This window comes from Oceanicaulis sp. HTCC2633 (genome assembly GCF_000152745.1).
In the GTDB taxonomy this organism is placed as follows: domain Bacteria; phylum Pseudomonadota; class Alphaproteobacteria; order Caulobacterales; family Maricaulaceae; genus Oceanicaulis.
On the sequence record NZ_CH672428.1, the window covers coordinates 2,042,006 to 2,064,199 of the forward strand.

General features: G+C 64.3%; 24 protein-coding genes and 1 tRNA gene. 8 read left to right on the forward strand and 17 right to left on the reverse strand.

The features are described from left to right. Positions 1–6 precede the first annotated feature (6 nt). The 4 genes from lptB to OA2633_RS09750 all read right to left on the reverse strand — a co-directional run bounded on the left by lptB (position 7) and on the right by OA2633_RS09750 (position 2,818). A complete protein-coding gene (gene lptB, locus OA2633_RS09735) occupies positions 7–765 on the reverse strand; it encodes an LPS export ABC transporter ATP-binding protein (RefSeq protein WP_009802374.1) in 759 nt (252 codons plus the stop codon). A gap of 64 nt (positions 766–829) precedes the next feature. Continuing rightward, the gene (locus OA2633_RS15425) at positions 830–1,411 is read right to left on the reverse strand and encodes an LptA/OstA family protein (protein ID WP_009802375.1); all 582 of its coding nucleotides are present in this window, start codon (positions 1,409–1,411) and stop codon (positions 830–832) included. After that, the gene (lptC, locus tag OA2633_RS09745) at positions 1,408–2,133 is read right to left on the reverse strand and encodes an LPS export ABC transporter periplasmic protein LptC (protein ID WP_009802376.1); all 726 of its coding nucleotides are present in this window, start codon (positions 2,131–2,133) and stop codon (positions 1,408–1,410) included. The genes OA2633_RS15425 and lptC overlap by 4 nt, the downstream gene beginning before the upstream one ends. 70 nt (positions 2,134–2,203) lie before the next feature. Next, on the reverse strand, positions 2,204–2,818 hold the full coding sequence (locus OA2633_RS09750) for a ribonuclease D (RefSeq protein WP_009802377.1): 615 nt from the start codon (positions 2,816–2,818) through the stop codon (positions 2,204–2,206). 197 nt (positions 2,819–3,015) lie between these two features. Here OA2633_RS09750 and OA2633_RS09755 point away from each other — a divergent pair, with 197 nt between their 5' ends. Then, the gene (locus OA2633_RS09755) at positions 3,016–5,214 is read left to right on the forward strand and encodes a YadA-like family protein (RefSeq protein WP_009802378.1); all 2,199 of its coding nucleotides are present in this window, start codon (positions 3,016–3,018) and stop codon (positions 5,212–5,214) included. A gap of 33 nt (positions 5,215–5,247) precedes the next feature. On the opposite strand, the gene OA2633_RS09760 is transcribed toward OA2633_RS09755, so the two are convergent. Beyond that, entirely contained in the window at positions 5,248–5,667 is a 420-nt protein-coding gene (locus tag OA2633_RS09760; protein ID WP_009802379.1) for an organic hydroperoxide resistance protein, read from the reverse strand. A 114-nt stretch (positions 5,668–5,781) separates the two neighbouring features. Here OA2633_RS09760 and OA2633_RS09765 point away from each other — a divergent pair, with 114 nt between their 5' ends. Beyond that, the gene (locus OA2633_RS09765; protein WP_009802380.1) at positions 5,782–6,252 is read left to right on the forward strand and encodes a MarR family winged helix-turn-helix transcriptional regulator; all 471 of its coding nucleotides are present in this window, start codon (positions 5,782–5,784) and stop codon (positions 6,250–6,252) included. Positions 6,253–6,345: 93 nt separating this feature from the next. Then, positions 6,346–7,089 carry a hypothetical protein gene (locus tag OA2633_RS09770; protein WP_009802381.1) on the forward strand — a complete coding sequence of 248 codons (744 nt, stop codon included), beginning with the start codon at positions 6,346–6,348 and terminating at the stop codon, positions 7,087–7,089. Between the two features lie 163 nt (positions 7,090–7,252). Here the strand turns inward: OA2633_RS09770 and OA2633_RS09775 are convergent. Beyond that, a tRNA-Leu gene (locus OA2633_RS09775) sits at positions 7,253–7,339 on the reverse strand. Positions 7,340–7,570: 231 nt separating this feature from the next. Between OA2633_RS09775 and OA2633_RS09780 the strand changes: the two genes are divergently transcribed. Beyond that, complete coding sequence (locus OA2633_RS09780) at positions 7,571–8,560, forward strand: complex I NDUFA9 subunit family protein (RefSeq protein WP_009802382.1); 990 nt, start codon at positions 7,571–7,573, stop codon at positions 8,558–8,560. Next, entirely contained in the window at positions 8,560–9,114 is a 555-nt protein-coding gene (gene hslV, locus OA2633_RS09785) for an ATP-dependent protease subunit HslV (RefSeq protein WP_009802383.1), read from the forward strand. The genes OA2633_RS09780 and hslV overlap by 1 nt, the downstream gene beginning before the upstream one ends. Before the next feature lie 215 nt (positions 9,115–9,329). On the opposite strand, the gene OA2633_RS09790 is transcribed toward hslV, so the two are convergent. Together OA2633_RS09790 and OA2633_RS09795 are read right to left on the reverse strand one after the other, a co-directional pair. After that, positions 9,330–10,502: a trans-acting enoyl reductase family protein gene (locus tag OA2633_RS09790; protein WP_009802384.1), complete on the reverse strand. Its 1,173-nt coding sequence runs from the start codon at positions 10,500–10,502 to the stop codon at positions 9,330–9,332. Between the two features lie 73 nt (positions 10,503–10,575). Then, complete coding sequence (locus tag OA2633_RS09795) at positions 10,576–11,007, reverse strand: VOC family protein (protein ID WP_009802385.1); 432 nt, start codon at positions 11,005–11,007, stop codon at positions 10,576–10,578. A gap of 109 nt (positions 11,008–11,116) precedes the next feature. Between OA2633_RS09795 and hslU the strand changes: the two genes are divergently transcribed. Continuing rightward, positions 11,117–12,421 (forward strand): ATP-dependent protease ATPase subunit HslU, encoded by a 1,305-nt coding sequence (hslU, locus tag OA2633_RS09800; protein WP_009802386.1) that lies wholly within the window; start codon positions 11,117–11,119, stop codon positions 12,419–12,421. A 95-nt stretch (positions 12,422–12,516) separates the two neighbouring features. On the opposite strand, the gene OA2633_RS09805 is transcribed toward hslU, so the two are convergent. The 3 genes from OA2633_RS09805 to OA2633_RS09815 all read right to left on the reverse strand — a co-directional run bounded on the left by OA2633_RS09805 (position 12,517) and on the right by OA2633_RS09815 (position 16,130). Continuing rightward, positions 12,517–14,067 (reverse strand): serine hydrolase, encoded by a 1,551-nt coding sequence (locus OA2633_RS09805; RefSeq protein ID WP_009802387.1) that lies wholly within the window; start codon positions 14,065–14,067, stop codon positions 12,517–12,519. A 66-nt stretch (positions 14,068–14,133) separates the two neighbouring features. After that, entirely contained in the window at positions 14,134–15,735 is a 1,602-nt protein-coding gene (locus tag OA2633_RS15430) for a M56 family metallopeptidase (protein ID WP_009802388.1), read from the reverse strand. Further along, on the reverse strand, positions 15,732–16,130 hold the full coding sequence (locus tag OA2633_RS09815) for a BlaI/MecI/CopY family transcriptional regulator (RefSeq protein ID WP_009802389.1): 399 nt from the start codon (positions 16,128–16,130) through the stop codon (positions 15,732–15,734). Before OA2633_RS09815 ends, OA2633_RS15430 begins: the two co-directional genes overlap by 4 nt. A 165-nt stretch (positions 16,131–16,295) precedes the next feature. On the opposite strand from OA2633_RS09815, the gene OA2633_RS15435 reads away from it, so the two are divergent. Next, positions 16,296–16,925, forward strand: a complete 630-nt coding sequence (locus OA2633_RS15435; protein ID WP_009802390.1) for a hypothetical protein — start codon at positions 16,296–16,298, stop codon at positions 16,923–16,925. Here OA2633_RS15435 and OA2633_RS09825 read toward each other — a convergent pair. The 3 genes from OA2633_RS09825 to OA2633_RS09835 form a co-directional block, all read right to left on the reverse strand. Beyond that, positions 16,890–17,492 (reverse strand): Smr/MutS family protein, encoded by a 603-nt coding sequence (locus OA2633_RS09825; RefSeq protein WP_009802391.1) that lies wholly within the window; start codon positions 17,490–17,492, stop codon positions 16,890–16,892. The two genes, OA2633_RS15435 and OA2633_RS09825, sit on opposite strands and share 36 nt — an antisense overlap. Beyond that, complete coding sequence (locus OA2633_RS09830) at positions 17,492–18,565, reverse strand: murein transglycosylase A (protein WP_009802392.1); 1,074 nt, start codon at positions 18,563–18,565, stop codon at positions 17,492–17,494. Before OA2633_RS09830 ends, OA2633_RS09825 begins: the two co-directional genes overlap by 1 nt. A 142-nt stretch (positions 18,566–18,707) precedes the next feature. After that, positions 18,708–19,367 carry a Tim44/TimA family putative adaptor protein gene (locus tag OA2633_RS09835; RefSeq protein WP_009802393.1) on the reverse strand — a complete coding sequence of 220 codons (660 nt, stop codon included), beginning with the start codon at positions 19,365–19,367 and terminating at the stop codon, positions 18,708–18,710. A gap of 183 nt (positions 19,368–19,550) precedes the next feature. On the opposite strand from OA2633_RS09835, the gene secB reads away from it, so the two are divergent. Next, positions 19,551–20,054: a protein-export chaperone SecB gene (gene secB, locus OA2633_RS09840; RefSeq protein WP_040613422.1), complete on the forward strand. Its 504-nt coding sequence runs from the start codon at positions 19,551–19,553 to the stop codon at positions 20,052–20,054. Positions 20,055–20,059: 5 nt separating this feature from the next. Here the strand turns inward: secB and dnaQ are convergent, their stop codons facing one another. Genes dnaQ through aroE form a run of 3 tightly spaced genes read right to left on the reverse strand, consistent with a single transcriptional unit; the run spans position 20,060 to position 22,193 of the window. Then, positions 20,060–20,770 carry a DNA polymerase III subunit epsilon gene (gene dnaQ / locus OA2633_RS09845; RefSeq protein ID WP_009802395.1) on the reverse strand — a complete coding sequence of 237 codons (711 nt, stop codon included), beginning with the start codon at positions 20,768–20,770 and terminating at the stop codon, positions 20,060–20,062. Next, complete coding sequence (coaE, locus tag OA2633_RS09850; protein ID WP_009802396.1) at positions 20,767–21,372, reverse strand: dephospho-CoA kinase; 606 nt, start codon at positions 21,370–21,372, stop codon at positions 20,767–20,769. Before coaE ends, dnaQ begins: the two co-directional genes overlap by 4 nt. After that, positions 21,369–22,193, reverse strand: coding sequence for a shikimate dehydrogenase (gene aroE / locus OA2633_RS09855; protein ID WP_009802397.1), 825 nt, complete (start codon positions 22,191–22,193; stop codon positions 21,369–21,371). Before aroE ends, coaE begins: the two co-directional genes overlap by 4 nt. Position 22,194 lies beyond the last annotated feature (1 nt).

The following is a 22,194-nucleotide window of genomic DNA, read 5'->3' on the forward strand; positions in this document are numbered from 1 at the left end:
CCCTGGTTAGAAGCGTTCGCCCAGATAATAGCGGCGCACATCCTGGTCGTTGCGAACGGCCTCGGGCGCGCCTTCAAACAGCACTTCGCCATCATGAATGATCGTGGCGCGATCGGTGATCTCCAGCGTCTCGCGCACATTGTGATCGGTGATCAGAATGCCGATGCCGCGCTGCTTGAGATAATCCACAAGATCGCGAATGTCGGCGATCGCCAGCGGGTCGATCCCGGCGAAAGGCTCATCGAGCAGCATGAAGCTCGGCTGCGCCGCCAGCGCCCGGGCGATCTCCACCCGACGCCGCTCGCCGCCCGAAAGGGCCATGGCCGGACTGTGACGCAGATGGCCGATATGCAGCTCGTCCAGAAGCTCGTCCACCAGCGTGTCACGGCGCTTGCTGTCCGGCTCGACGATCTCGGCGACGGCGGCGATGTTCTCGCCCACCGACAGGCCGCGGAAGATCGAGGCTTCCTGCGGCAGATAGCCAATGCCCAGCCGAGCGCGCTGGTACATGGGAAAGCCGGTGATGTCCTCGCCGTCGAGCATGATGCGTCCGTGATCGGCCGAAACCAGGCCGGTGATCATGTAAAAGCAGGTCGTCTTGCCAGCCCCGTTCGGTCCCAGAAGGCCCACCACTTCGCCGCGTTTCAGCGACAGGGAGACATTCTTGACGACCGTGCGCTTGCCATAGGACTTGCCCAGGTTCTCGACCTGAATCCCCTCCCCGGCGAACGCCTCGGACGGCGCGTCGATCCGCTCGTATTCCATGGTCGTCATGCTTAACTCCGACGGCCTAAAAAACTGTGAAGTCCGGCGCTTTCAGCGCGCAGGCTCAGCCTTCAGGCGCTTCATAGGGGCGCGGACCCTCGCCCGGGATCGTGGGCGCCGGGCAGTCGCGGGACGATTGCGCCGCCGCCGCCGCGTCATCGGTGAAGAAGACCGAGCGCACCCGGCCCGAACTGTTCTGGCCGCCCTCGAGACGGGCGACGCCGGTCGCCAGCTCGGCATGCAGATGCTCGCCCGTGGAGACATTGCAGCCCTGGGTCAGCACCACCGATCCGGTCAGCTCGATCACCTCGTTGACCAGGTCATAGGTTCCGCGATCGCCCCGGGCGATCTCGTTGGGCGTGATGTAGAAGACCTCGCCTTCGGCCACGATGCGGTTCAGTTCCGGGCTGCCGCCGCCGCGCCGGACATAATAGGCTTCCAGCCGGTCCGCGCGCAGGCGCACATCGCCCCGCACCACGTTCACATCGCCAGTGTAAACGCCCATGCCCTGGGCGTCGAAGGCCTGAAAGTCATCCGCGCTGATATCAACCGGACCCTCTCCGGAGCCCAGCGCCTGTCCGAGCGCGGGCGCCGACAGAAGAAGCGGCGCCGCGGCGAAGGCGGCGATCAGGAAACGCTGTATCATGGCTCGTTCTCCTCTGACCGGCCCGCGCCGGCGTCAGAATTGGGGTCTTGTTGCGTGTCGGAGGAGGCCGGCGCGTTGAACCGCGTCCGCACATCCCCTTGCAGAATGATATGCTGGCCGTCCTCGCGCACCTCGAACCGGTCCGCCCGCACGGCGCCCCAGGGCGCCAGCCCATGCACGGGCTGAGGACCGGTCACAACGCCTTCGCGCAGGAACAGGGTCGCGGACTGGGTGTCAAAGACATAGCCCGAACGCGTGGTCAGGCGCACATCGGTCTCAAGGTGCAAGGACAGGTTGGACTCATCAAAGACGCCATGCCGGGCCAGCACGCGCGAGGCGTCCGCACCGTCATCGAGCAGCGCATAGTCCAGCGTCGGGCCTTCAAGGTCGATCAGCGCCTGCTCGGCGCCCGAGCGACGCTCGGCGGTCTCGGCGGTGATGACATAGGGCGTGCCGCCTTCATCCCGTCCGGTGAAGCGTGGATTGATGATGCGCTCGGACTCCCCCGCCGTGGCGCTGAGCGCCACTTCCGGCGACGGGGCGCTGCGCCCGCCTGACAGCACGATCTGCACCAGCGCATTGAGCGCCACGACCGCGCCCGCCGCCAGCAGCACCAGACGCAGGCCCGCCACGAAGCGTGAACGCGCCCGGGCTGTCGCCAGCGACTTGGCGCGGCGCTGGCCGATCATCTGGCCGTCTGAAAATGTCAGGGCCGCAGACATGAAGGCGGACTCCGAAGCAGAACTCTCGACTGACCTTTGTGGCGGTCATCGCCGCCTTGCGCAAGCAGGCTTACGAATGGGCGAAGATGTCGGTCTCGTCCCAGCCCATCAGATCCAGGCGCGCCCGCGACGGCAGGAAGTCAAAGCACGCCCGCGCCATCTCCATCCGGCCCTCGCGCTCGAGCATGGCTGTCAGGCCATCGGCGATGGCGTGCAGGTAAAGCACGTCGGACGCGGCGTAATTGAGCTGCGCCTCGCTCAGATCCTGCGCCGCCCAGTCCGAGCTTTGCTGCTGCTTGGACAGCTCCACGCCGGCGATCTCGCGGCAGACATCCTTCAGGCCGTGGCGGTCGGTATAGGTGCGCACCAGCTTGGAGGCGATCTTGGTGCAGAAGACCGGCGTCATGGTCACGCCCAGATCGCGCTCGATGATGGCGAGGTCGAAGCGGGCGAAGTGCAGGAGTTTCTCAACGCCCGTATCGGCCAGCAAGGCCTTGAGATTGGGGCAGTCATAGGTGGCGCGGTCGGGCTGCACGATATGCGCCTCGCCATCGCCCGCCGACAGCTGGACCAGGCACAATCCATCACGCACCAGCGACAGGCCCTGGGTTTCGGTGTCGATCGCGACCCGCTTGCCCAGATCGAGCCCGTCCGGCAAATCCCCGCGATGGAAGTGAATGGTCATGCCTGTGCTCCGCAGCTTCGGTCGTGTTGAAGCCTCAGGGTATCGGACGTTCGCCCGGTAGCGTCAATGCGGACCGTCTCCCCCGTGCATCACAGCTCTGCGCTTGGACGCGAACATGTCCGATCAATCTCGCCAGACCTGCGGTATTGGCTTAATAATCTGTTTACTTCTGGTTCAGCGGCGACGGGGGTAGCGACATGCTGGCGAACAAATATCTGATTTCCGTTGGCGCCGGGCTGGCCCTGGGCCTGTCCGTGCAGGCCAGCGCCAGCATGCTGACGGATCAGTCCATCACCAGCCTGCTCGCGGTTCAGGACAAGGCCCTGCGCAAGGCCGGCCCGCTTGCCCTGGATGACATCGCCCATGCCGATCCTCTGGGAACCTCCGGGGCGAGCGCCCGCAAGGCGCCGTCGGGCATTGATTACCGTCCGGGCCAGACGCAGGCTTCCCTCACCCTGACCGACCCGGCCCTTGTCGAAGCGCTGGAAGGGCTTGTCATTGCGCTGGACCGCTCCGAAACGCTGGCGCCGGACGCCCGTGAAGGGCTGAGCCAGGCGCTTCAGGCCCTCCAGAGCGTGCAGACCGGTCCGATCCAGTTCAAGGCGCTGGGAATATCCGCGCCCTTCGCCGCCAATGCCGGCCCCGATTGCGCCAATGGCGCCGGTGCGGACTCCACCCAGTGCGGCACGGGCGCAGACGCTGCAACGAACGGCGCTACGGCTGTGGGCGTGGACGCGCTGGCCAGCGGGGAAGGCTCAACCGCCTTCGGCGCGCTCGCCGAAGCGACGGACGAGGCCGCGACGGCGGTTGGCGCGCTGTCCTTCGCCAATGGCGAGGGGGCTACAGCCCTGGGCGCCGGCGCCACGGCCATCAATGACGGTGCGACGGCGGTCGGCTTTCTGGCCGAAGCCAGCGAGGAAGACGCCACGGCGATGGGCGCCGGGGCGCTGGCGACGGGCACGCAATCGGTCGCCATCGGAACGAATGCGGAAGCCAGCGAGGATGATACGACCGCAGTGGGCGAGGGCGCCTGGGCGATCGCCGAGAACGCGACCGCTGTCGGCCAGGCGTCCGAGGCGTCGGGCTATAACGCCAGCGCCTTTGGCGAAAGCGCCACTGCGGACGAAGACTACGCCTCCGCCTTCGGCAATGACGCCTGGGCGAACGGCATCGGCTCCGTCGCCCTTGGCGCGGACGCAACCGCTCTGGGGGATGGCTCCATCGCCATTGGCGCGGACTATGACGGGGACGGAACCGGCGCGGAGGCCAGCGACACCGACGCCATCGCCATTGGCGGCGACGCCATGGCCAGCGCGGAAGAGGCCATCGGCATCGGCTTCCTGTCCGAGGCCAGCGGAGAACATGCCCTGGCCCTGGGCGCCGAGGCGCAGGCCCTGCACGACAATTCGATCGCGCTGGGCAGCGGCGTCGTGACCACGCGCGCGGATCAGATCGTTCTGGGCGCAAACACCCAGACCCTGACAGTCAGCGCCGTGACAAGCGCCGCCTCCAGCGCCGCCCAGGGCCCGGTCGCCGGCGTGCTGACAACGGACGCCTCGGGCAATATCGCCTATGACCCGAACGCCCTGACCCAGATCGCGTCGAATGCGTCCGCCATCTCGGCCCTTCAGTCGGGCAGCGCCACGAATGCGGATCTCAGCGCCCTGCAATCGGACCTTACCGATCTCAAATCCCGCGTCACCACCAATACGGGAGGCATTTCCGCCAACCAGTCCTCCGTCTCCGCCAATACCAGCGCCATCGCGGCCCTGGACGCCAAGCTGGCGGCGCTGGGCGCGACGGGGGGCGCCAGTCAGGCGGATGTGGACGCCAATACCGGCGCCATCGCCACCAATCGCAGCGACATTGACGCCAACACCGCCAACATCGCCAGCAACCGTACGGATATCGACGTCAATACAGCCAACATCGCCGATAACCGGTCCGACATTGACGCCAATACCGCCAACATCGCCCTGAATCAGGGCGACATCATCGCCAACCGGTCGGACATCGTGCTCAATCGCGGTCAGATTGCGAGCAATCGGACGGATATCGACCTGAACGCCTCGGCCATCGCCGGATTGCGCACGGATGTCAGCGCGCTTCAGCTGGACGTGAAAGACCTCGCCAGCCAGTTCAATTCGCTGTCGAGCCAGATGACCGTCCAGTCTGACGGCATCGCCATCGCCAATGCGCTGGCGGGCTCAAGCTGGCTGCAGTCGGACGAAAATTTCGCGCTGACCGCCAATTGGGGGCTGTATGACGGCTCGAACGCCCTGGCGGTGACCGCCACAGCCCGCATCAATACGCGCCTGTCCGCCAATATGGGCGTGGGCTATGGCGACCAGACCGGGCGCGTGGGCGCCCGGGCCGGCGTTCGCTATGGCTGGTAGGGCGCCGGAACGCGCCCTGCCCGAACTCGCGGTCTAGCCCAGCTTCAGCGTGGTCTTCACATTGCCGCGTGTGGCGTTGGAATAGGGGCAGACCTGCTCGGTCTTCTCCAGCAGGTCCTGACCCTGGGCGTCATCCACGCCCGGCAGGTGCGCGATCAGCGTCACTTCCAGACCAAAACCGCCTTCGGCGCGCGGACCGATGCCCACTTCGGCCTCCACCTTGGCGCCCTCAGGCAGCTTGAGCTTGTTCTGCTGGGCCACCAGACCCATCGCGCTCATGAAGCAGGCGGCATAGCCCGCTGCGAATAATTGCTCAGGGTTCGTGCCAGGACCGTCATCACCGCCCAGCGCAGACGGGGTGGAGAGCTGGACATCCAGCCGATCGTCATCTGACCAGGCGCGGCCCTGACGGCCTTTGTTCGCGCTGGCGCGAGCGGTGTAGAGAATGGACATGAGGTCGCTCCTTTATATCGTGTGCGATATTACTGAGCACGATATAATCACCGTCTTGCCGCCGTCAAGACGCCGCGATATTGTCGTGTGCGATTATTCACCACGGATCAGAGCATGAGCGCCTCCGCCCCCAACACGCCCGACCTCGCCACGCTGGATGACCAGCTGTGCTTTGCGATCTATTCGGCGAACACGGCGATCAACCGCATGTACCGACCTTACTTGAGCAAGCTCGGGCTGACCTATCCGCAATACATTGCGCTCCTGGCGCTGTGGGAGACCGATGACGTGACGGTGGGGGCGCTCGGCAAGCGGCTATATCTGGACACCAACACGCTGACCCCGCTGCTGAAACGTCTTGAGGGCATGGGCCATCTCACCCGCACGCGCGACCCCAGGGACGAGCGCGTGGTGCGCATCCGCCTGACCGATCAGGGCCGCGCCCTAAAGGCGCAGGCCACGGACGCCCTCGCCTGCGTGCACGCCATGGCGAGCGAAGGGGATGTGGATCTCAAACCCTGGATCGAGGCGCTGAACCATCTGCGCGAGCAGGCCCTGAAAAAGGCGCAGTGCGCGGACAAGTAACACCGGTTTCAACTCGTCTAGCCATTATCCGAATACCGTTGCCATTCTCAGGCCGTCCGGCGATGCTGAACATGAGTTTTCCGGGGCTGACCCATGATCCTGTCCAATATTTCCCGCGCAATCCGTGAGCAGAACTACTACGCCGTCGCGCTGGAATTCGTGATCGTGATCGCCGGGGTGGTGATCGGGTTTCAGATTTCTCAGATCGCACAAACGCGGGCGGAAGAGCGACAAGTCAAAGAATTGCTCGGTCTGATCGCCGTTGAAATGGAATCGAACCTTGAAACGGTCCAAGCCTATGCCGAAGCGACAGAGCAACACATACGTCAGCTGGTCGCTTTGCGTGTGGCTCTGGCAGCGTATTCTGAGCAAACTGACACAGGCCGGCTCGATTTGATCATGACGCAAGCGGTGAGTATCGGCGACCGAATTCTGGTCCTGGACACCACCGCGCTTGACCAGCTCAATGATGCGAGCATGAGACAGCACATTCGAGGTGCCCCTGTTGAAAGGGTGATAGCCGAATGGCGTGACGCGGTGAGTGGCGTGAGAGGAACTGAATCGGGCCTAAAGGCGCTCGCCAACATCGATTGGTCAGAGCGATACCCGGCATTGTCCTTCGAGGCGATTGCAGCCGCCATCCCCTCGCCTGGCCATGCGGAACCGGTGCCGCCGCGTTTTGAAACCGATTGGGCAGCATTGTCGCAGGATTCAGACCTTGCAGGACGTCTTGCTGCAATGACGATTCTTCTCGAATTCACAAGAGAGTCCACCGGACATCTCGAAAGCAGCACCCTGGACCTGTCAGAGACTTTGCGCACCGAGGCAGACCTTTGACCCTCAACATAGTCGCTGATCTCCCGGAGCGCCCGCTGACCGGACAAGCATCAGACGCGCAGGGAACGGCCAACGCCCAAGACAGCTGACCGCCCAGGCCCGGAACGAAAAAAGCCGCTGCGGGTGCAGCGGCCTTTTTGGGTCTCGATCATCCTAGGAAGGATGGTGCCCAGGAGAAGACTCGAACTTCCACTCCCTTGCGGGAACTGGCACCTGAAGCCAGCGCGTCTACCAATTCCGCCACCTGGGCAGGTGAGGAGCGGGGGTGATACGGCGATGGATGGCGGCTGTCAACGGGGATGGCGCCGTTGATCTGCACATCAGCCGCACACCATCGCAGGGCGGCCTTTTACAGACGCTTCCGGCGGGGGCGAGATCACTGCGCCGCATGGACAGGAGGCCCCGTTTTGGTCTATCGCCCTATCAAACCTATCTTACATGTCGCACGCAGCTTCGCGCGCGAGCCTTTCAGGGGCGGACCATGACTCTTCGCAATGAAATGATCACCGTTTTCGGCGCTTCGGGCTTCATCGGCCGGTATGTGGTGCGTGAACTGGCCAAGGCCGGCTACCGGGTGCGCGCCGCGACCCGCCGCCCGCATCTCGCCCATGAGCTCAAACCCATGGGCGTTGTGGGCCAGGTCCAGCTGATGCAGGCCAATCTGCGCAATGAGGACTCCGTGCGCCGCGCCGTGGATGGCGCGCATGCGGTGGTCAATCTCGTGGGCATCCTGTCTGAGAGCGGCAAGCAGAACTTCCAGTCCCTGCAGGCGGACGGCGCGGGCCTTGTGGCCAAATGCGCCGCCGAGGCGGGCATCACCAATTTCGTGCAGATCTCGGCCATTGGCGCGGATGAGGACAGCAAGTCCGAATACGCCCGCACCAAGGCGGCTGGCGAAAAGGCGGTGCGTGAGCACATCCCCTCCGCCGTGGTGCTGCGCCCCTCCATCGTGTTCGGCATGGAAGACGGCTTCTTCAACAAGTTCGGCTCCATGGCGCGCTTTGTTCCGGCCCTGCCGCTGATCGGCGGCGGCCAGACCCGCTTCCAGCCGATCTTTGCGGGCGATGTGGCCGAATGCGTGCTGAAAGCCGTGGACGCGCCGACGAAATACGCCGGCCGCACCTTCGAGCTGGGCGGGCCGAGCACCTACAGCTTCAAGGAGCTGATGGAGTTCATCCTGACCACCATCCGTCGCAAGCGCCTGCTGGTTCCCGTGCCCTTCTTCGCCGCCTATCCGCTGGGCATGGTCGGCGAGATTCTGGGCGCGCTGCCCTTCGTACAGCCCTTCCTGACCCGCGATCAGGTGACCTTGCTGAAATCGGACAATGTGGTCGGCGAGACCGATGAGGATCTGGGCGCGACCGCCGATTTCGGCATCGACCTTGAAACCGTTGAAGCGATCACCCCGACCTATCTGGCGCGCTATCGCAAGGGCGGCCAGTTCTCCGAAGACCCGGAACTGATTTCATAATGGCGGATACCGAACGCAAGTTTCCCGGCTGGCGCGGCACGACCATCCTGAGCGTGCGCAAGAACGGCAAGGTGGTTCTGGCGGGCGACGGCCAGGTCTCCATCGGCGATACGGTCGTCAAGGCGACCGCCCGCAAGGTGCGCCCCATCGCCAGCGGCAAGGTGATCACCGGCTTCGCCGGCGCCACGGCGGACGCCTTCGCCCTGTTCGAACGCCTGGAAGGCAAGCTCGAGCAATATCCCGACCAGCTGGCGCGCGCCTGTGTGGAGCTGGCCAAGGACTGGCGCACCGATCGCTATATGCGGCGGCTGGAAGCCATGCTGATCGTGGCTGACAAGTCCGAGACCTTCACCCTGACCGGCGCCGGTGATGTGCTGGAGCCCGAAGACGGCGTCGCCGCCATCGGCTCGGGCGGCAATTACGCCCTGTCCGCGGCCCGCGCCCTGCTCGATTACGAGGAAGACGCCGAAGTGATCGCCCGCAAGGCCATGAAGATCGCCAGCGAGATCTGCGTCTATTCCAACGGCAATCTGACCGTCGAGACGCTGGGCTAGGGCCTGGCGCTTTGGGCAGAACTAAAAAACCCCGGCCTAACGCCGGGGTTTTCTATGGATGCCTACGCGACTGAATGCGCGTTTAGCTCATCATTTTCAATTGTCATCCCGGCCCTGAGCCGGGATCTGCTGCAGGCGTCTCTGTGATCAGAACAGAGCGTTTCCGCCAGATCCCGGATCGCTTCGCGTCCGGGATGACAGTTCACAGAAGAAGCCTACCCCTCGATGACAAACGTCAGGCCCGCATGCTCGGACAGGCGCTTGATCAGGGCGTCGCCCATGGCGGGGGCGGTGGTGTAGACCCCGCCCGGCGTCTCATCACGGCTCACATCCTTCACGAGCGCCAGCGCGCATTCGGCGATCATCTTAGACGTCGAGCCATAGCCCGGATCCTTGTCGCCTTTCACAGAGGCGGTGAAGCGCTGGCCATCCGAGGTCTCGCCGGTGAACATGACGTCATAGAAGCCGGTTTCGCGCTCTTCCTTTGACGGGCCTTCGCCCGGCTTGGGCGGATTGTCCTGCATGGAGCGGTCATTGGCGATGGCGTGGGCGAATTGTTCGCCCTTCTCGCCGGGGCCGGTCATGAACATCTCGTCGTAGACAAAGTCCTCGCCATAGGCGTGACCCATCAGGGCGTTGGAGCGATGGACATTCTTGGTGTTGATCGTCGCCATCACGAAGGGCGCGGACCAGGCGTTGAGATCCTCTTCAAAGATCACCTTGGCGCCATGGGGCTGTTTGGGACCTTCAAAATCCTGGCACAGGGAGAACGGGTCTTTCAGCCAGTCGATGATTTCAGGCTGTTTGGCCGCCCGCTTCATGGTCTCGGCGAAGCTCGCTGCGGTGCCGCCGGAGAACGTGCCCTTCATGGCGCGGACCCGGCCCTTGATGCGCGCGAGCGGCTTGCCGGTCTTCTCTTTCACATGCTGCTGCAGGAAGTAGACCCCCAGATCAAAGGGGACGGAGTCAAAGCCGCACGAATGCACGATGCGGGCGCCGGACTGTTTCGCCTTCTCTGAGTACTCCGCGATGATGTCATGCATCCAGGCCGGCTCGCCCGACAGGTCCACATAATCGGTCCCGGTCTCGACGCAGGCTTTCACCAGCGCTTCGCCATAGAGCTGGTAGGGGCCGACCGTTGTGATGACAGCCCGCGTGCGCTCGGCCATGGTCTTGAGCGAGGCCGGATCAGACGCGTCCGCCACGATCAGCGGCGTATCGGCGGGCGCGCCGATCTCGTCACGCACGCGCTCGAGCTTGTCCTCGGACCGGCCCGCCATCGCCCACGCGATATCCTTGCCGTATTCGCTGGCGAGATATTCCGCCACCAGACGCCCGGTGAAACCGGTCGCGCCATAGATCACGACGTCAAAGTCTGCGTTCGACATTCGGGTCTCCTCCCTGACTGATTAGTTCACTCATTAAGTGAATGAGGGAAGACGCGCCAGTCCGCAAGAGGCTTCAGGTATCCAGCTCTGTGGCGAACACCATGGCGTCGTCCCGGAACGCCTTGAATTCCAGCGCATTGCCAGCCGGGTCGTGCACGAACATCGTCTTCTGCTCCCCCGCCTTTCCGGCAAAGCGCACATAGGGATCGATGATGAAGGGCGTGCCCGCCCGGCGCAGGCGTTCCGCCAGCGGATCAAACTGGTCCCACTCAAGGATCAAGCCGAAATGGCGCACGGGCACATTCTTGCCGTCCACTGCGCCGGTCCTGGCCTTCTGGCACTCTTCCGGCGCCAGATGGGCGACGATCTGATGGCCCAGGAAATCAAAGTCGATCCAGTGATCGCTCTCGCGCCCCTGCGGGCAGCCCAGCACATCGCCATAGAAACGGCGGGCGGCGTCCAGATCATCAACGGGAAAGGCCAGATGAAAACGGGGACGGGTCATCACACACTCCTCGATCAGGGCCTGCAGTCGCGGGCTTTGTGTTCGGGACGACAAGCCCCTACATGTCTTCAATCCTTACCACCCAATCGACAAAAAGACATGGGGCGTCATGACTGAGTTTTCTCCGCGCGAAATCGTCCATGAGCTCGATCGCCACATCATCGGCCAGGGCGACGCCAAGAAAGCGGTCGCCATTGCGCTGAGAAACCGCTGGCGTCGCAAGCACCTGCCCGAGGGGCTGCGCGAAGAGGTCACGCCGAAGAACATCCTGATGATCGGCCCGACGGGCGTGGGCAAGACCGAGATCTCCCGCCGTCTCGCCAAGCTCGCGGGCGCGCCCTTCCTCAAGGTCGAGGCGACCAAATTCACCGAAGTGGGCTATGTGGGCCGGGATGTGGATTCCATCGCCCGGGACCTTGTCGAGGTCGCCATTTCTCTGGTGCGCGAGAAGAAGCGCGAAGAGGTGAAGGCCAAGGCCCATGGCGCCGCCGAGCAACGCGTGCTGGACGCCCTGGTGGGCAAGGACGCCGGCAGCTCAACCCGCGAAGCCTTCCGCAAGAAGCTGCTGTCCGGTGAGCTCGATGACAAGGAAATCGAGATCGAGATCATCGATGACAGCGCCAACCCCTTTCAGGGCATGGACCTGCCCGGCATGGGCTCGATGGGCGTCATCAATCTCGGCGACATGCTGGGCAAGGGCTTTGGCGGGCGTCCCAAGACCCTGCGCACCACGGTGAAAGAAGCCTATGAGCCATTGATCAACGAGGAAGCGGACAAGCTTCTGGATGAGAACCAGATCCAGTCCGAAGCCATTCGCCTCGCTGAAAACGAAGGCATCGTTTTTCTGGACGAGATCGACAAGGTGTCCGCCCGGGCCGATGCGCGCGGCGCGGATGTCTCTCGCGAGGGCGTGCAGCGCGATCTCTTGCCGTTGATCGAGGGGGCGACGGTCTCCACCAAATACGGTCCGATGAAGACCGACCACGTGCTCTTCATCGCCTCGGGCGCCTTTCATGTGTCCAAGCCGAGCGATCTCTTGCCCGAGCTTCAGGGCCGTCTGCCGATCCGGGTCGAGCTGCAGGCGCTGAACCGTGATGATTTCCGCGCCATCCTGACCGAACCGGAAGCGAGCCTGATCACCCAGTATGTGGCGCTGATGAAGACCGAAGGCTTCGAGCTCAGCTTTGACGACAGCGCGATCGACGCCATCGCCGACTTCGCCGCCGAGGTGAACGCCAGCGTCGAGAATATCGGCGCGCGGCGCTTGCAGACCATACTGGAGAAGGTGTGCGAGGAGATCAGCTACACCGCGTCTGACCGGTCCGGCGAAAGCCTCGCCATTGATGCAGACTATGTCAGCGACCGTGTGGGCGGGTTGGCGCGCAATGCGGACCTGTCCAAGTTCATCCTGTAAGCGGGTCCGGCGCGGCGCCCCGGCAAGGGTGCGCCGCGCCGAAAAAGGGGATCGACGCGGCGCGTGCTGAAAACGGCGCCGGCCGAAGCCGCACGCTATGAAGCGGGGAGATACACCGTTTCAGCTGACCCCATAGAAGCCTCAACCGAGGTCACCTGGGCAAGGGCGTTTGTATTGAACTTGAGTTCAAAAACGCCTGATCTCAGTGAAAAGTCAGTAATGTAGAAGCGATCCGGCGCCACAGGAACGAGCGGAGCCCCTGACTGACCGCCATTATAGCTCGCCATCAGCTGGCCATTCTCGCGATAGATCGTGAGGTCAAAGATGAAGGGCGGCGCCGCCATCTGGGCCTGCAGATCCAGAGGGAAGTTCGGATCGAGCGCATACACGCCTTCATAGCGCGCCAGCTGCGCCTCGGTCAGGTCGAGCGCTGGCACGTCCCGCACCGGATTGACCCTCCAGCCCATCACATCATTCATCGCATTGCGGATTTCCACCGCCAGATCCATGCCGTTCGCGCCATTGGTCAGCACGACCAGGCCGTCGCCCGTCGCAAGATGGCCCTCCATCCAGGCGCGATAGGAATTGTTGGTCCCGCCATGATGGAAGATGAAATGTTCGCCCCGCCCTTCCAGACGCGGGCCCAGGCCATGCTCGGACGGGGAGACCCGCGTCATCATCTCCTGACCCAGAACCGGGTGCAGATAGGCGCTCTGACCGCGATAGGCGTCGATCATCTCCGCCGTCATGCGCCCGAGATCATTCGCGCTGGTCCACAGGCCCGACGCCGCCCTTTCCGGAAAGGCTTCATAGCCGTGCGGCAGAGCCGTCGGCGCGCCCTCGCGGTCATGAGCTTTGGCGATATTTCCATGATCTTCGGGCAGAGGATTGGCGAAGCTCGACCGGGTCATGCCCAGCGGCTCGAACAGGGCCTGTTGGGCGCTGTGCTCGAAGTCCAGGCCAGTCGCCTGAACGATCAGACCTTCCAGCAGGGTGTAGCCGCCGCCCGAATAGCGATAACTCGATCCCGGCAGGGCCTCCACGCGCAAGGGTTCATGATCAGCCGGCGCCGAGCCATTCAGGGTCTGTTCGCGCGTCGGCAGGGCTTCGCCGGGCAGGAAATCCGCAAAGCCGTGCAGATTCAGCCCGCCTGTATGAGAGAGCAGCATGCGCACCGTCAGCGGCGCGTCGGCATGGGGCGAGTTCGCTTCGGGCGCCCAATAGGGCAGGGCATGGCTGATATCGGCATCAAGATCGAGCGCGCCGGACTGAATCAGATTCAGGGTCATGAGGGCCGTCGCCATCTTGCTGACCGAGCCCGCCGAAAACACCGTGTCCGCGGTCACGGGCGCCTCTGACCCGGCCTGCAATACGCCATACCCCCGCGCGAAGACCACGCGGCCATCCTCAATGACCGCCACGGCCACCCCCGGCACGCCGTAATGAGCCATTCGCTCTTCCAGCGTGTAGCGCTCGACAACGCCATCATAAGAGAAGCGGCCACGCAGGTTTTCCGTGAAGCTCTCAGGGTTTGCCGCACTCAACGCCGAAGCGGGCTGGCAGGCGGACAGGATCGGCGATGAAACCAGCGCTGCGGCGCCCAAGGTCAGGGCCGACAGGGCGGGGTTGAAGCGGAATCCAGGCATAGGGGTCTCCTTTCCATCAATCGACGGATCACCAGAAAAGTTGATTATTGTTGTTTTTAGAGTGGGTTAGTTCGTCTCAGGCGGATGGTGACCTGCGCCTCGCTCCAAGAGCCAGTCCGTCATCGCCGTCTGCTCATGACGGACGGCTTCGCTGAGCGGGGAGCGATAGGGTCCGCCGATATCGCCGGACGCCGCCGGGACCGTCAGGGACAAATCCGCGCCGGCCATCACCAGCAACTGGGCCGCGCCGATCTGTCCGGCCGCCGCCGCATTGATCAGCGGCGTCTCATCGCTCGGCACATAACCGTTCGGGTCCGCGCCCGAGATCAGAAGCCGGGAGATCACCTCGAGATGACCGCCTCGGGCTGCATTGATCAGCGGGGAGCCATTCTGCGGGGCGGCGAGATCGATTTGCGCGCCCGCCTCCAGCAGCAGATCGACCACCTCAAGGCTGCCCGCTCGCGCGGCCGCGATCAGGGCGGTGCCGGACTGTCGTGTCACAAGATCAGGATCTGCGCCGGCTTCCAGCAGCAAGGCGACCATGGCGGGGTCAGACCGACGGCTCGCCTCGATCAACGCCGTGCCATCGGTCGGCCAGATGCGGTTCACATCCGCGCCGCGCTCAAGCCGGGACTCGAGCAAGGCGATGTCGCCCTCACGCACGGCCTGGATCAGGCGCGATTCCACCAGATCGAGGGCGCCCACGCGAGGGGTGAGAACAATCGCCAGAACCAGCAGGACCGGCAGGGCCATCATCATGTTCAGGAAGGAGCGTTGCAGGGAGCCCGTGCGCACTTGAGCCAAAGCGTTCACACGGAACCTCAATTCGGATTTTCGCGGCGCTTGCGCCGCCAGGGTCAGGGGACGCGCCAGAACCGCTTTCCGCGCGGCGTCGAGCAGGGCATGGGCCAGCACCAGCGGCTTGCCCTGGGTGCGCGCGGCGGCTTCATCACACAGCGCTTCACGCATGCTGCGCACATGGCGGTTGAGATGATGCACGCCCGGCGCCCACCAGAACACACAGGCGATCAGACGCTGGGCGAGCCCGGTCAGGGCGTCATGACGACGGATATGGGCGATCTCGTGCTCAAGCACGGCCTGACCGGCCTCATCAAAGCGGAAGTCTTCAGGAATCAGGATCACCGGGCGGACGAATCCCGCCACCATGGGAGACAGCACGTCCCGGCTCTGGCGCAAGGCGACGCGGCGCGACAGGGCGAGATCGGTCGTCACAGGCGTCGCACGCGTTGTCAGCCGGTTGAGATTCCACAGATCACGACCCAGAGCCAGACCCGCCCAGACCAGTCCGATCATCCAGGCAAACACCAGCACAAAGCCCAGCCCTGTCAGGAGATGAGGCAGGGCCAGAGCCTGATCCTGCATCGCCAATTCCCTAGCGGGCAGAGCCGCGAGAGTTTCGGGCGAGATCACAGGCACAGGCGCAACCGCGCCCGGGCTGACGCTCAGCCCTTCAGCGGGCTTGCCGGAGGCGGGCATCAGGGCGATCACGAAGATCGCCGGCACGGTGTACAGCAAAGCCAAAGCCAGATCATGACGCTCGCGAATGCGGGTTTGCGGCGCGATCCGGTGAAGCACCAGCGTCGCCAGAGCAAAGACGGTCGAGCCAATCAGCACGAACAGGGCGGCCTGAAACAAAGCGGAGATCATGTCTCGCCGCCTTTCTCCTGGCTCTGCCGGAGCAGTTCGGCGCGCAGGGCGTCGATATCATCGAGCGTCAGCGCCTCGTCTTCAATCAGGTGCTGGGCGAGGCGCTGGGGCGAGCCGCCAAAGAAGGATTTCAGCACGCCGCCCAGCGCGCTGCGTTGCGCGCCTTCCTTGGACAAGGCCGGGGCGTAGATATGGGCGCGGCCTTCCTTGCGGAAATTGACATAGCCCTTGTCCGCCATGATGCGAACCGTGGTCAGCACGGTCGTGTAGGCGAGGCCATAGGCCGGCTCCAGAGCATCGGTGAGATCACGCACGCTGGCTTCGCCGCGCTCCCACAACACGCTCATGATGCGGTGTTCGGCTTCGGTCAGGGTCGGGGAAGAAGGTCGGGCCATCTACGAATTCCTTAGTTTCAAGTCATGTCGCACAGCGCAGACCGGCGATCAACTAAAAACTTAGTTTTAGCGGGATGTGCGGGATGTCTGGCGGAATTTGACCGCTCTCACGCCCTTGATCTGAAAGCGATAGCACGGCTCGCAGCTTGCGACTAATCTGGCGCCATGAGCTATATCGACTCCTATGACCATGTGCTGGTGGGCTATCTGGCGGGCCTGCCGCTCTATCGCCCGCTAGAGGACATTCCCGGCCCGGAGAATGGCGAGTCCCGGCTCGATTTTCCGTGCCAGACAGACCAGCTGGTGCTGGGCGGAGGCTCAGGCGAGCATGAAGGTCTGGTGCTGGCGCGTCCCGGCGCCGCCATGGCGCTCTATGCCCTTGATAGCGAGGATTTCGAGTTTCCCGAGGCGGAACGGGCGCGTCTCAACGCCCTGATCGAGACCGCCCCCGTTCTGGTGCGCTATGGCTGGAATACAGACACGTCCCGCAAATTCAAGGCGCGCTGCCAATCCGCCGCCCTGCCCAACCCCTATTACCGCCATTACGGGCCGTTTGACGCCTGGCTGGCGATGGGTTTCGGAGAGTTTTGCCATGCCGCCATGCCCGATCTCGATCCGGACATGGTCAAGGCCTTGCGCCGATTCCAGACCCAGCCGGCCGTGCATGTGCGCTATTGCAATGTGTTGCTGCCGCCGCCGGGGCTTCCGGTCTATGCGCGCAGCGGAACCGCCTTCGAGGCGCGCCTGCGCACTGTCGGATTAGTGCGCGCGCAGCATGACGTAGAAGGCGCCTGAGCCGCCATGACGGCGATTGGCTTCGGCATAGCCCGAGGCCAGCAGCGCAAAGTCCGGATCGCGCATCCACTGGGTGAACGACCGGCGCAGAACGCCGGGCAGAGCCCGCTCATCGGGCTGCCAGGGCTGGAAGCGACGCTCGTCGAGCGCCCGCGCGCCCGCCCCCTTGCCGGTGATCACCAGCACGGTGCGCAGGCCATCGGATCGGCAGCGATGCAGAAAGCCCAGCAGGGCCTGACGCGCATGGGACGTGGTCATGCCGTGCAGATCAAGCCGCGCCTCGACCTCCACCTGACCGCGCCGGACCTTCTTTTCCGGACTGCGGTCCACAGGCACGCGCCGGGTAGGGCGCTGGGCCATCTCCCGCATCAGATCACGCTGCAAGGCGCCAGACTTGAGTGGTTCAGTCTGGGGAATGGGCAGGGATCTGGGTTTGGGCGGTTCGATATCCTCGCGCTCCAGCCGTTTGAGACGATCTTCATCGAGCGGCTTCACCCCGCGCGCAAACCGGGTCCAGAGCTCGCGCTCTTCAGGCTTGAGCCCGCGGGGTGTGCGCCGCTTGGCCATCAGCGGACCTGGCGCGCGGCCAGCTCGTTGGGCAGAAGCAGAGTCCAGCGCGCGGCGGGATCGTTCTGGCGCCCGGCGCGCTCACCCGCTTCATAGCCCCAGCCGAAGAACAGATCGCCGCGCGCCGCGCCCTGAATGGCGCCGCCGGCGTCCTGGGTGATCACAAGCCCCGTCCAGTCCGGCGCGCCATGCAGGCGGGCATTGAGCACCACCGGCACGCCCCAGGCGTGATGGGCGGCGTCCACCGCCAGCGAGGCCATGGGCGTCAGCGGTGCGCCCTGCGCCCCGATCGGGCCTTCGGTATGGTCATCCAGGCTATCGAGCGTGAAAAAGACATAGCGCGGATTTTCATCAAAAAGCGGCCGCCAGGACTGGGGTCCGCGCAGGCGCAGCCAGTTCTCGATATCCTGTTTGGAGGCGTTGTGTTCAGACAATTCGCCCCGATCGATCAGGATGCGCCCGATAGAGACGTAGGGCCGGCCATTATGCGCCGCAAAGCGCACCCGAGCTTCGGAGCCGTCGGGATAATACAGACGACCCGAGCCCTGGATCTGCAGGAAGAACACATCGATCGGCCGACCCCAGGCGAGCGGCACGCCGAGATTTTGCGCCTCGATCTCCGCGCGCGACTGATAGGGCACGAACTGGCGGTCCGCCGCCCGGCCCACCACGCGCTGGCCTTCAAGCCCGGCGATGAACTGACCGAGATCCCCGGTCAGAAGATCGCCCGGCAGGCCGCGGATCGCCATGGAGAATTCGGGCGTGGGCGAGGCGCTGACCTCCACCACCGGCTCGTAATAGCCGGTCAGGCGACCTGCGCCTTCCAGCTCGACCGGGGTGAAATTGCGCTCGAAAAAGCTGCGCGCATTGTCCGGGCCCGCGCCCATCCCTGACAGCAGCGCCGCCTGAAGACAGACCTCGCGCCAGTCGCCGGCTGTGCCCGCATAGCGCACGCGCGGATTCATCGGTTCATGGGCGGGACGCTGCTCGATGCGTTCACAGGAGCGCACAAAGGCGGTCAGCGCCGCCTGCGCATCCACGTCCCGCCAGCCCTCGACGCGGGAAAACGGCACGGGATGCAGTTCCACAGACGTGACGGCGGGCCGCGGCGGATGACCGCCCGGACGTGCCGGATGACCGGGCTGAGAGGTCGCAGAGGGGGAAGGCGCGCTGGAACAGCCTGCCAGAAGGAGCAGGGCGAAAAGGCCGAAAACCCTAAGCGGGCTTGACCCCGGACAGGCGCCAGTTGGGGTTCTCGCTGGTGACGTCACGCTCAAAGCTCCAGATCTCATCGACCGTTTTCAGTGTGGTGAGGTCGCCCTCCACCACATCTCCCTGAGCGTTGCGGGTTTCACTGGCGAGCTCGACGGAGAAGGCGATCTTCACCTTGGCCCGATTATCGTTAAGAGAGGCTTCAGAAATCTCCGCAGACTTGATGCGGTCAATCTCCGTGGTCACCGTCCAGTTCTTCTCCTCGCGCGCCGCGATCGCCTGGTCATAGGCCTTCTTCACGCGCTCGGTCAGCAGCGGCTCGAGCGCCTCGCGATCGCCCTTGGCGTAGGCCAGCACGATCATCTCGTAGGCGGCCCGGGCGCCCTTGCGGAATTCATCAGGATCAAAAGCGGGATCGTGCTGGGCGATCTGCATCAGACCTTCACCCGCCGGCCCGGCGAATTGCGCCGCGAACGGGGTTTCATCGGCCTGGGGGCGCATGGACGGGGGCGGCGCGCCCATCCCGGCGGCTTCGGCCCGTTCACGCTGCTCACGCTCCACATCCTCGGCCGCGCGACCGGATGACTTGCCCAGAACCATGTAGAGGCGAACCCCCAGGAACACGGCCAGACCGGCAAAAAACAGGATTTGAAGAATGTCCATGAAGACGCTCGCGCAGGATGTGTATGCGGTGTTTGTGCAGATATAGGGGTTCATGACCGCCGCGTCACGCGGGCGGTTGCGCTTGCCGCAGGCGCCCCTGCGTGCTACCCGCCCCGCTTCACCCTTAGTTGTTTGCGGGATTGTGCTTTCGCATTCTCCCGATCAAAGCTCGAGTTGACCAACATGACCGACGCGCCCGCTACGCCGCAAGGCGGCGACCAGCCGATGCCTCCCGCCATTCGTGTGGCGGGTCAGTATGTCAAAGACCTGTCGTTTGAAAATCCCGGCGCGCCCGACAGCCTGCGCGGCGCCGGCCAGCCCAATATCGATCTGAGCGTGGACGTTCAGGCCCGCGATCTGGGCAATGACATGTTCGAGGTGGAGCTGATCATCGGCGCCCGCGCCCAGCGTGACTCCAACCCGGTCTTCATCGTCGAGCTGACCTATGCCGGCCTGTTCCAGATCCAGAATGTGGACCCGCAATCGCGCGAAGCTTTCCTGCTGATCGAATGCCCGCGCCTGATCTTCCCGTTCGCCCGCCGCGTCCTGTCCGACGCCACCCGCGATGGCGGCTTCCCGCCGCTGATGCTGGAGCCGGTGGATTTCGCAGCGCTCTATCGTCAGCAAATGGCCCAGCGCGCCCAGGCCCAGCAAGGCGCCCCGGCGACCCCGCCGTCCGACGCCTAAGTTTTCTAGGCTGAAGTTTCAGCCTTCAACAGTCCCAGAGACTGCCAGAGCGGGTCGTCCATTTCCGAGATAAACTCGGCGTGGGCGGCCCGTTCGCGTTCCGTGACCAGGCTGGGCAGGGATTTCGGCCGCGCTGCGCGGGTGGGATAGACCACCGTGCCATCGCCGCCATCCGAGCCGGTAAAGCTCAGCGACTGCTCCCGCCCGCCATTGAGCTCGAGATAGACCTCTGCCAACAGGTAGGAGTCGATCAGCGCCCCGTGCTTGGTCCGGCTGTCGAGCGACACGTCAAAGCGTTTGCACAGAGCGTCGAGGCTTGCCGGAGCGCCCGGGAATTTCTCGCGCGCGATGGCCGCCGTATCGATGAACCGCGCCTTGGGGATGATCGGCTTGCCGCAGCGTTCGAGCTCCATATTGATGAAGCCCATGTCGAACATGGCGTTATGGGCGACCAGCGTTGAATCCTCGATGAAGTCGAGGAACTGATCGACGATTTCCGCAAACTTCGGCTCGTCCTTGAGCATTTCCCAGGTATGCCCGGTCACGGCTGTGACCTCGGCGGGAATGTCGCGCTCGGGATTGATCAGGATGCGCAGATCCTTGCCCGTCGGGATAAGGTCGATCACCTCCACGCAACCCAGCTCGGTGACGCGGTCGCCGCCGCGCGGATCCAGTCCCGTGGTCTCGGTATCGAAAATGATCTCGCGCTTGCTCATTGCGCATCCCTGCTCGTCTTCAGCTCATCCAGCAGCGCCCGCACCTGAGCCCGGGCATGCTCGACCCCCTGGCTGGTGTCGATGACATGGTCCGCCCTGGCCCGTTTTTCCGCATCAGGCGTCTGTCGCGCCAGAATGGCCTCGAACTTGTCCACGCTCATGCCCGGCCGCGCCAGCACGCGTTCACGTTGGACTGCTTCGGGCGCGGAGACCACCACCACATGGTGCACCTGGTCATGCTGACCGGTCTCGAACAGGAGCGGCACATCCAGCACCACAAGCGGCGCGCCGGCCTGTTCAGCCTCATGAAAAAACCGTCGCCGCGCCGCGCCGACCAAGGGATGAACAATGGCGTTCAGGGTTTCGAATTTTGACGGATCCGCCTGCAGGGCGGCGGTGAGCTTGGCGCGGTCCACCCCGGCCGCTTCGCTTGTGCAGCCGGGAAAGGCGCGCTCGATCAGCGGGACGGCTTCACCGCCCGGCTGATACATCTGCGCGACAGCGGCGTCTGCATCAAACACCGGCGCGCCCTGTTCCTTGAACAGGTTGGCGGTGGTGGACTTGCCCATGCCGATGGAGCCGGTGAGGCCGAGAATGATCATGCGCGCTGCTCCAGCGCGGCGAGCAGACCATGACGGACGCCGTCATGCTGCGGCGCTGTTGCGCCAAAGAATTGCTCAAAGGCCGGCCGCGCCTGCCCCACCAGCATGATGAGACCATCCGCCGTCCGTCGTCCCAGACGCTCAGCCTGCTCCAGAAGCCCGGTTCTGAGCGGTGCATAGACCATGTCGAACACCAGCGCGTTCTCCGATGTGGCGGACAGATCAACCGCCAGAGGCGGCTGGCCGCTCATGCCCAGCGAGGTGGCGTTGATGACCAGGCTCGCCCCGTCAAAGGCAGTCTCATCCTCAAGACTCTGTATTTGTGCGGAAATCCCGAACTCACCAGCCAAAGCTTCAGCGCGATCCCGGCTTCGGTTGAGGATGCGAACCTCCCGGTCCTGACCCTTGAGATGATAGAGCGCGGCGCGCGCGGCGCCGCCCGCGCCGATGAGCACGGCCGGGCCAGATCCTGAATCAGATTCAAGAGCGCGGGCGATGCCCACATGATCAGTATTGTCCGCCTCGATCCGGCCCTCACGCCACACCAGCACATTGGCTGCGCCAATGGCGCGCGCCGCGTCCGAGGCGGCATCGGCCAGTTTCAGCGCGGCTTCCTTGTGGGGAACGGTGACATTCACCCCCACAAGGCCGGCATTGAAGCGCGCGCGGGCCGCGCTCTCAAAAGCATCCGGTTCACATTCAATGATGGCGTAATCGCCCGGCTGGCCGGTTTCATCGAGCCAGGTCTTCATGATCAGCGGGGAGAGGGAATGCTTGGCTGGCCAGCCCACCACCGCCGCTTTGGGCCATTCGCTCGCCATG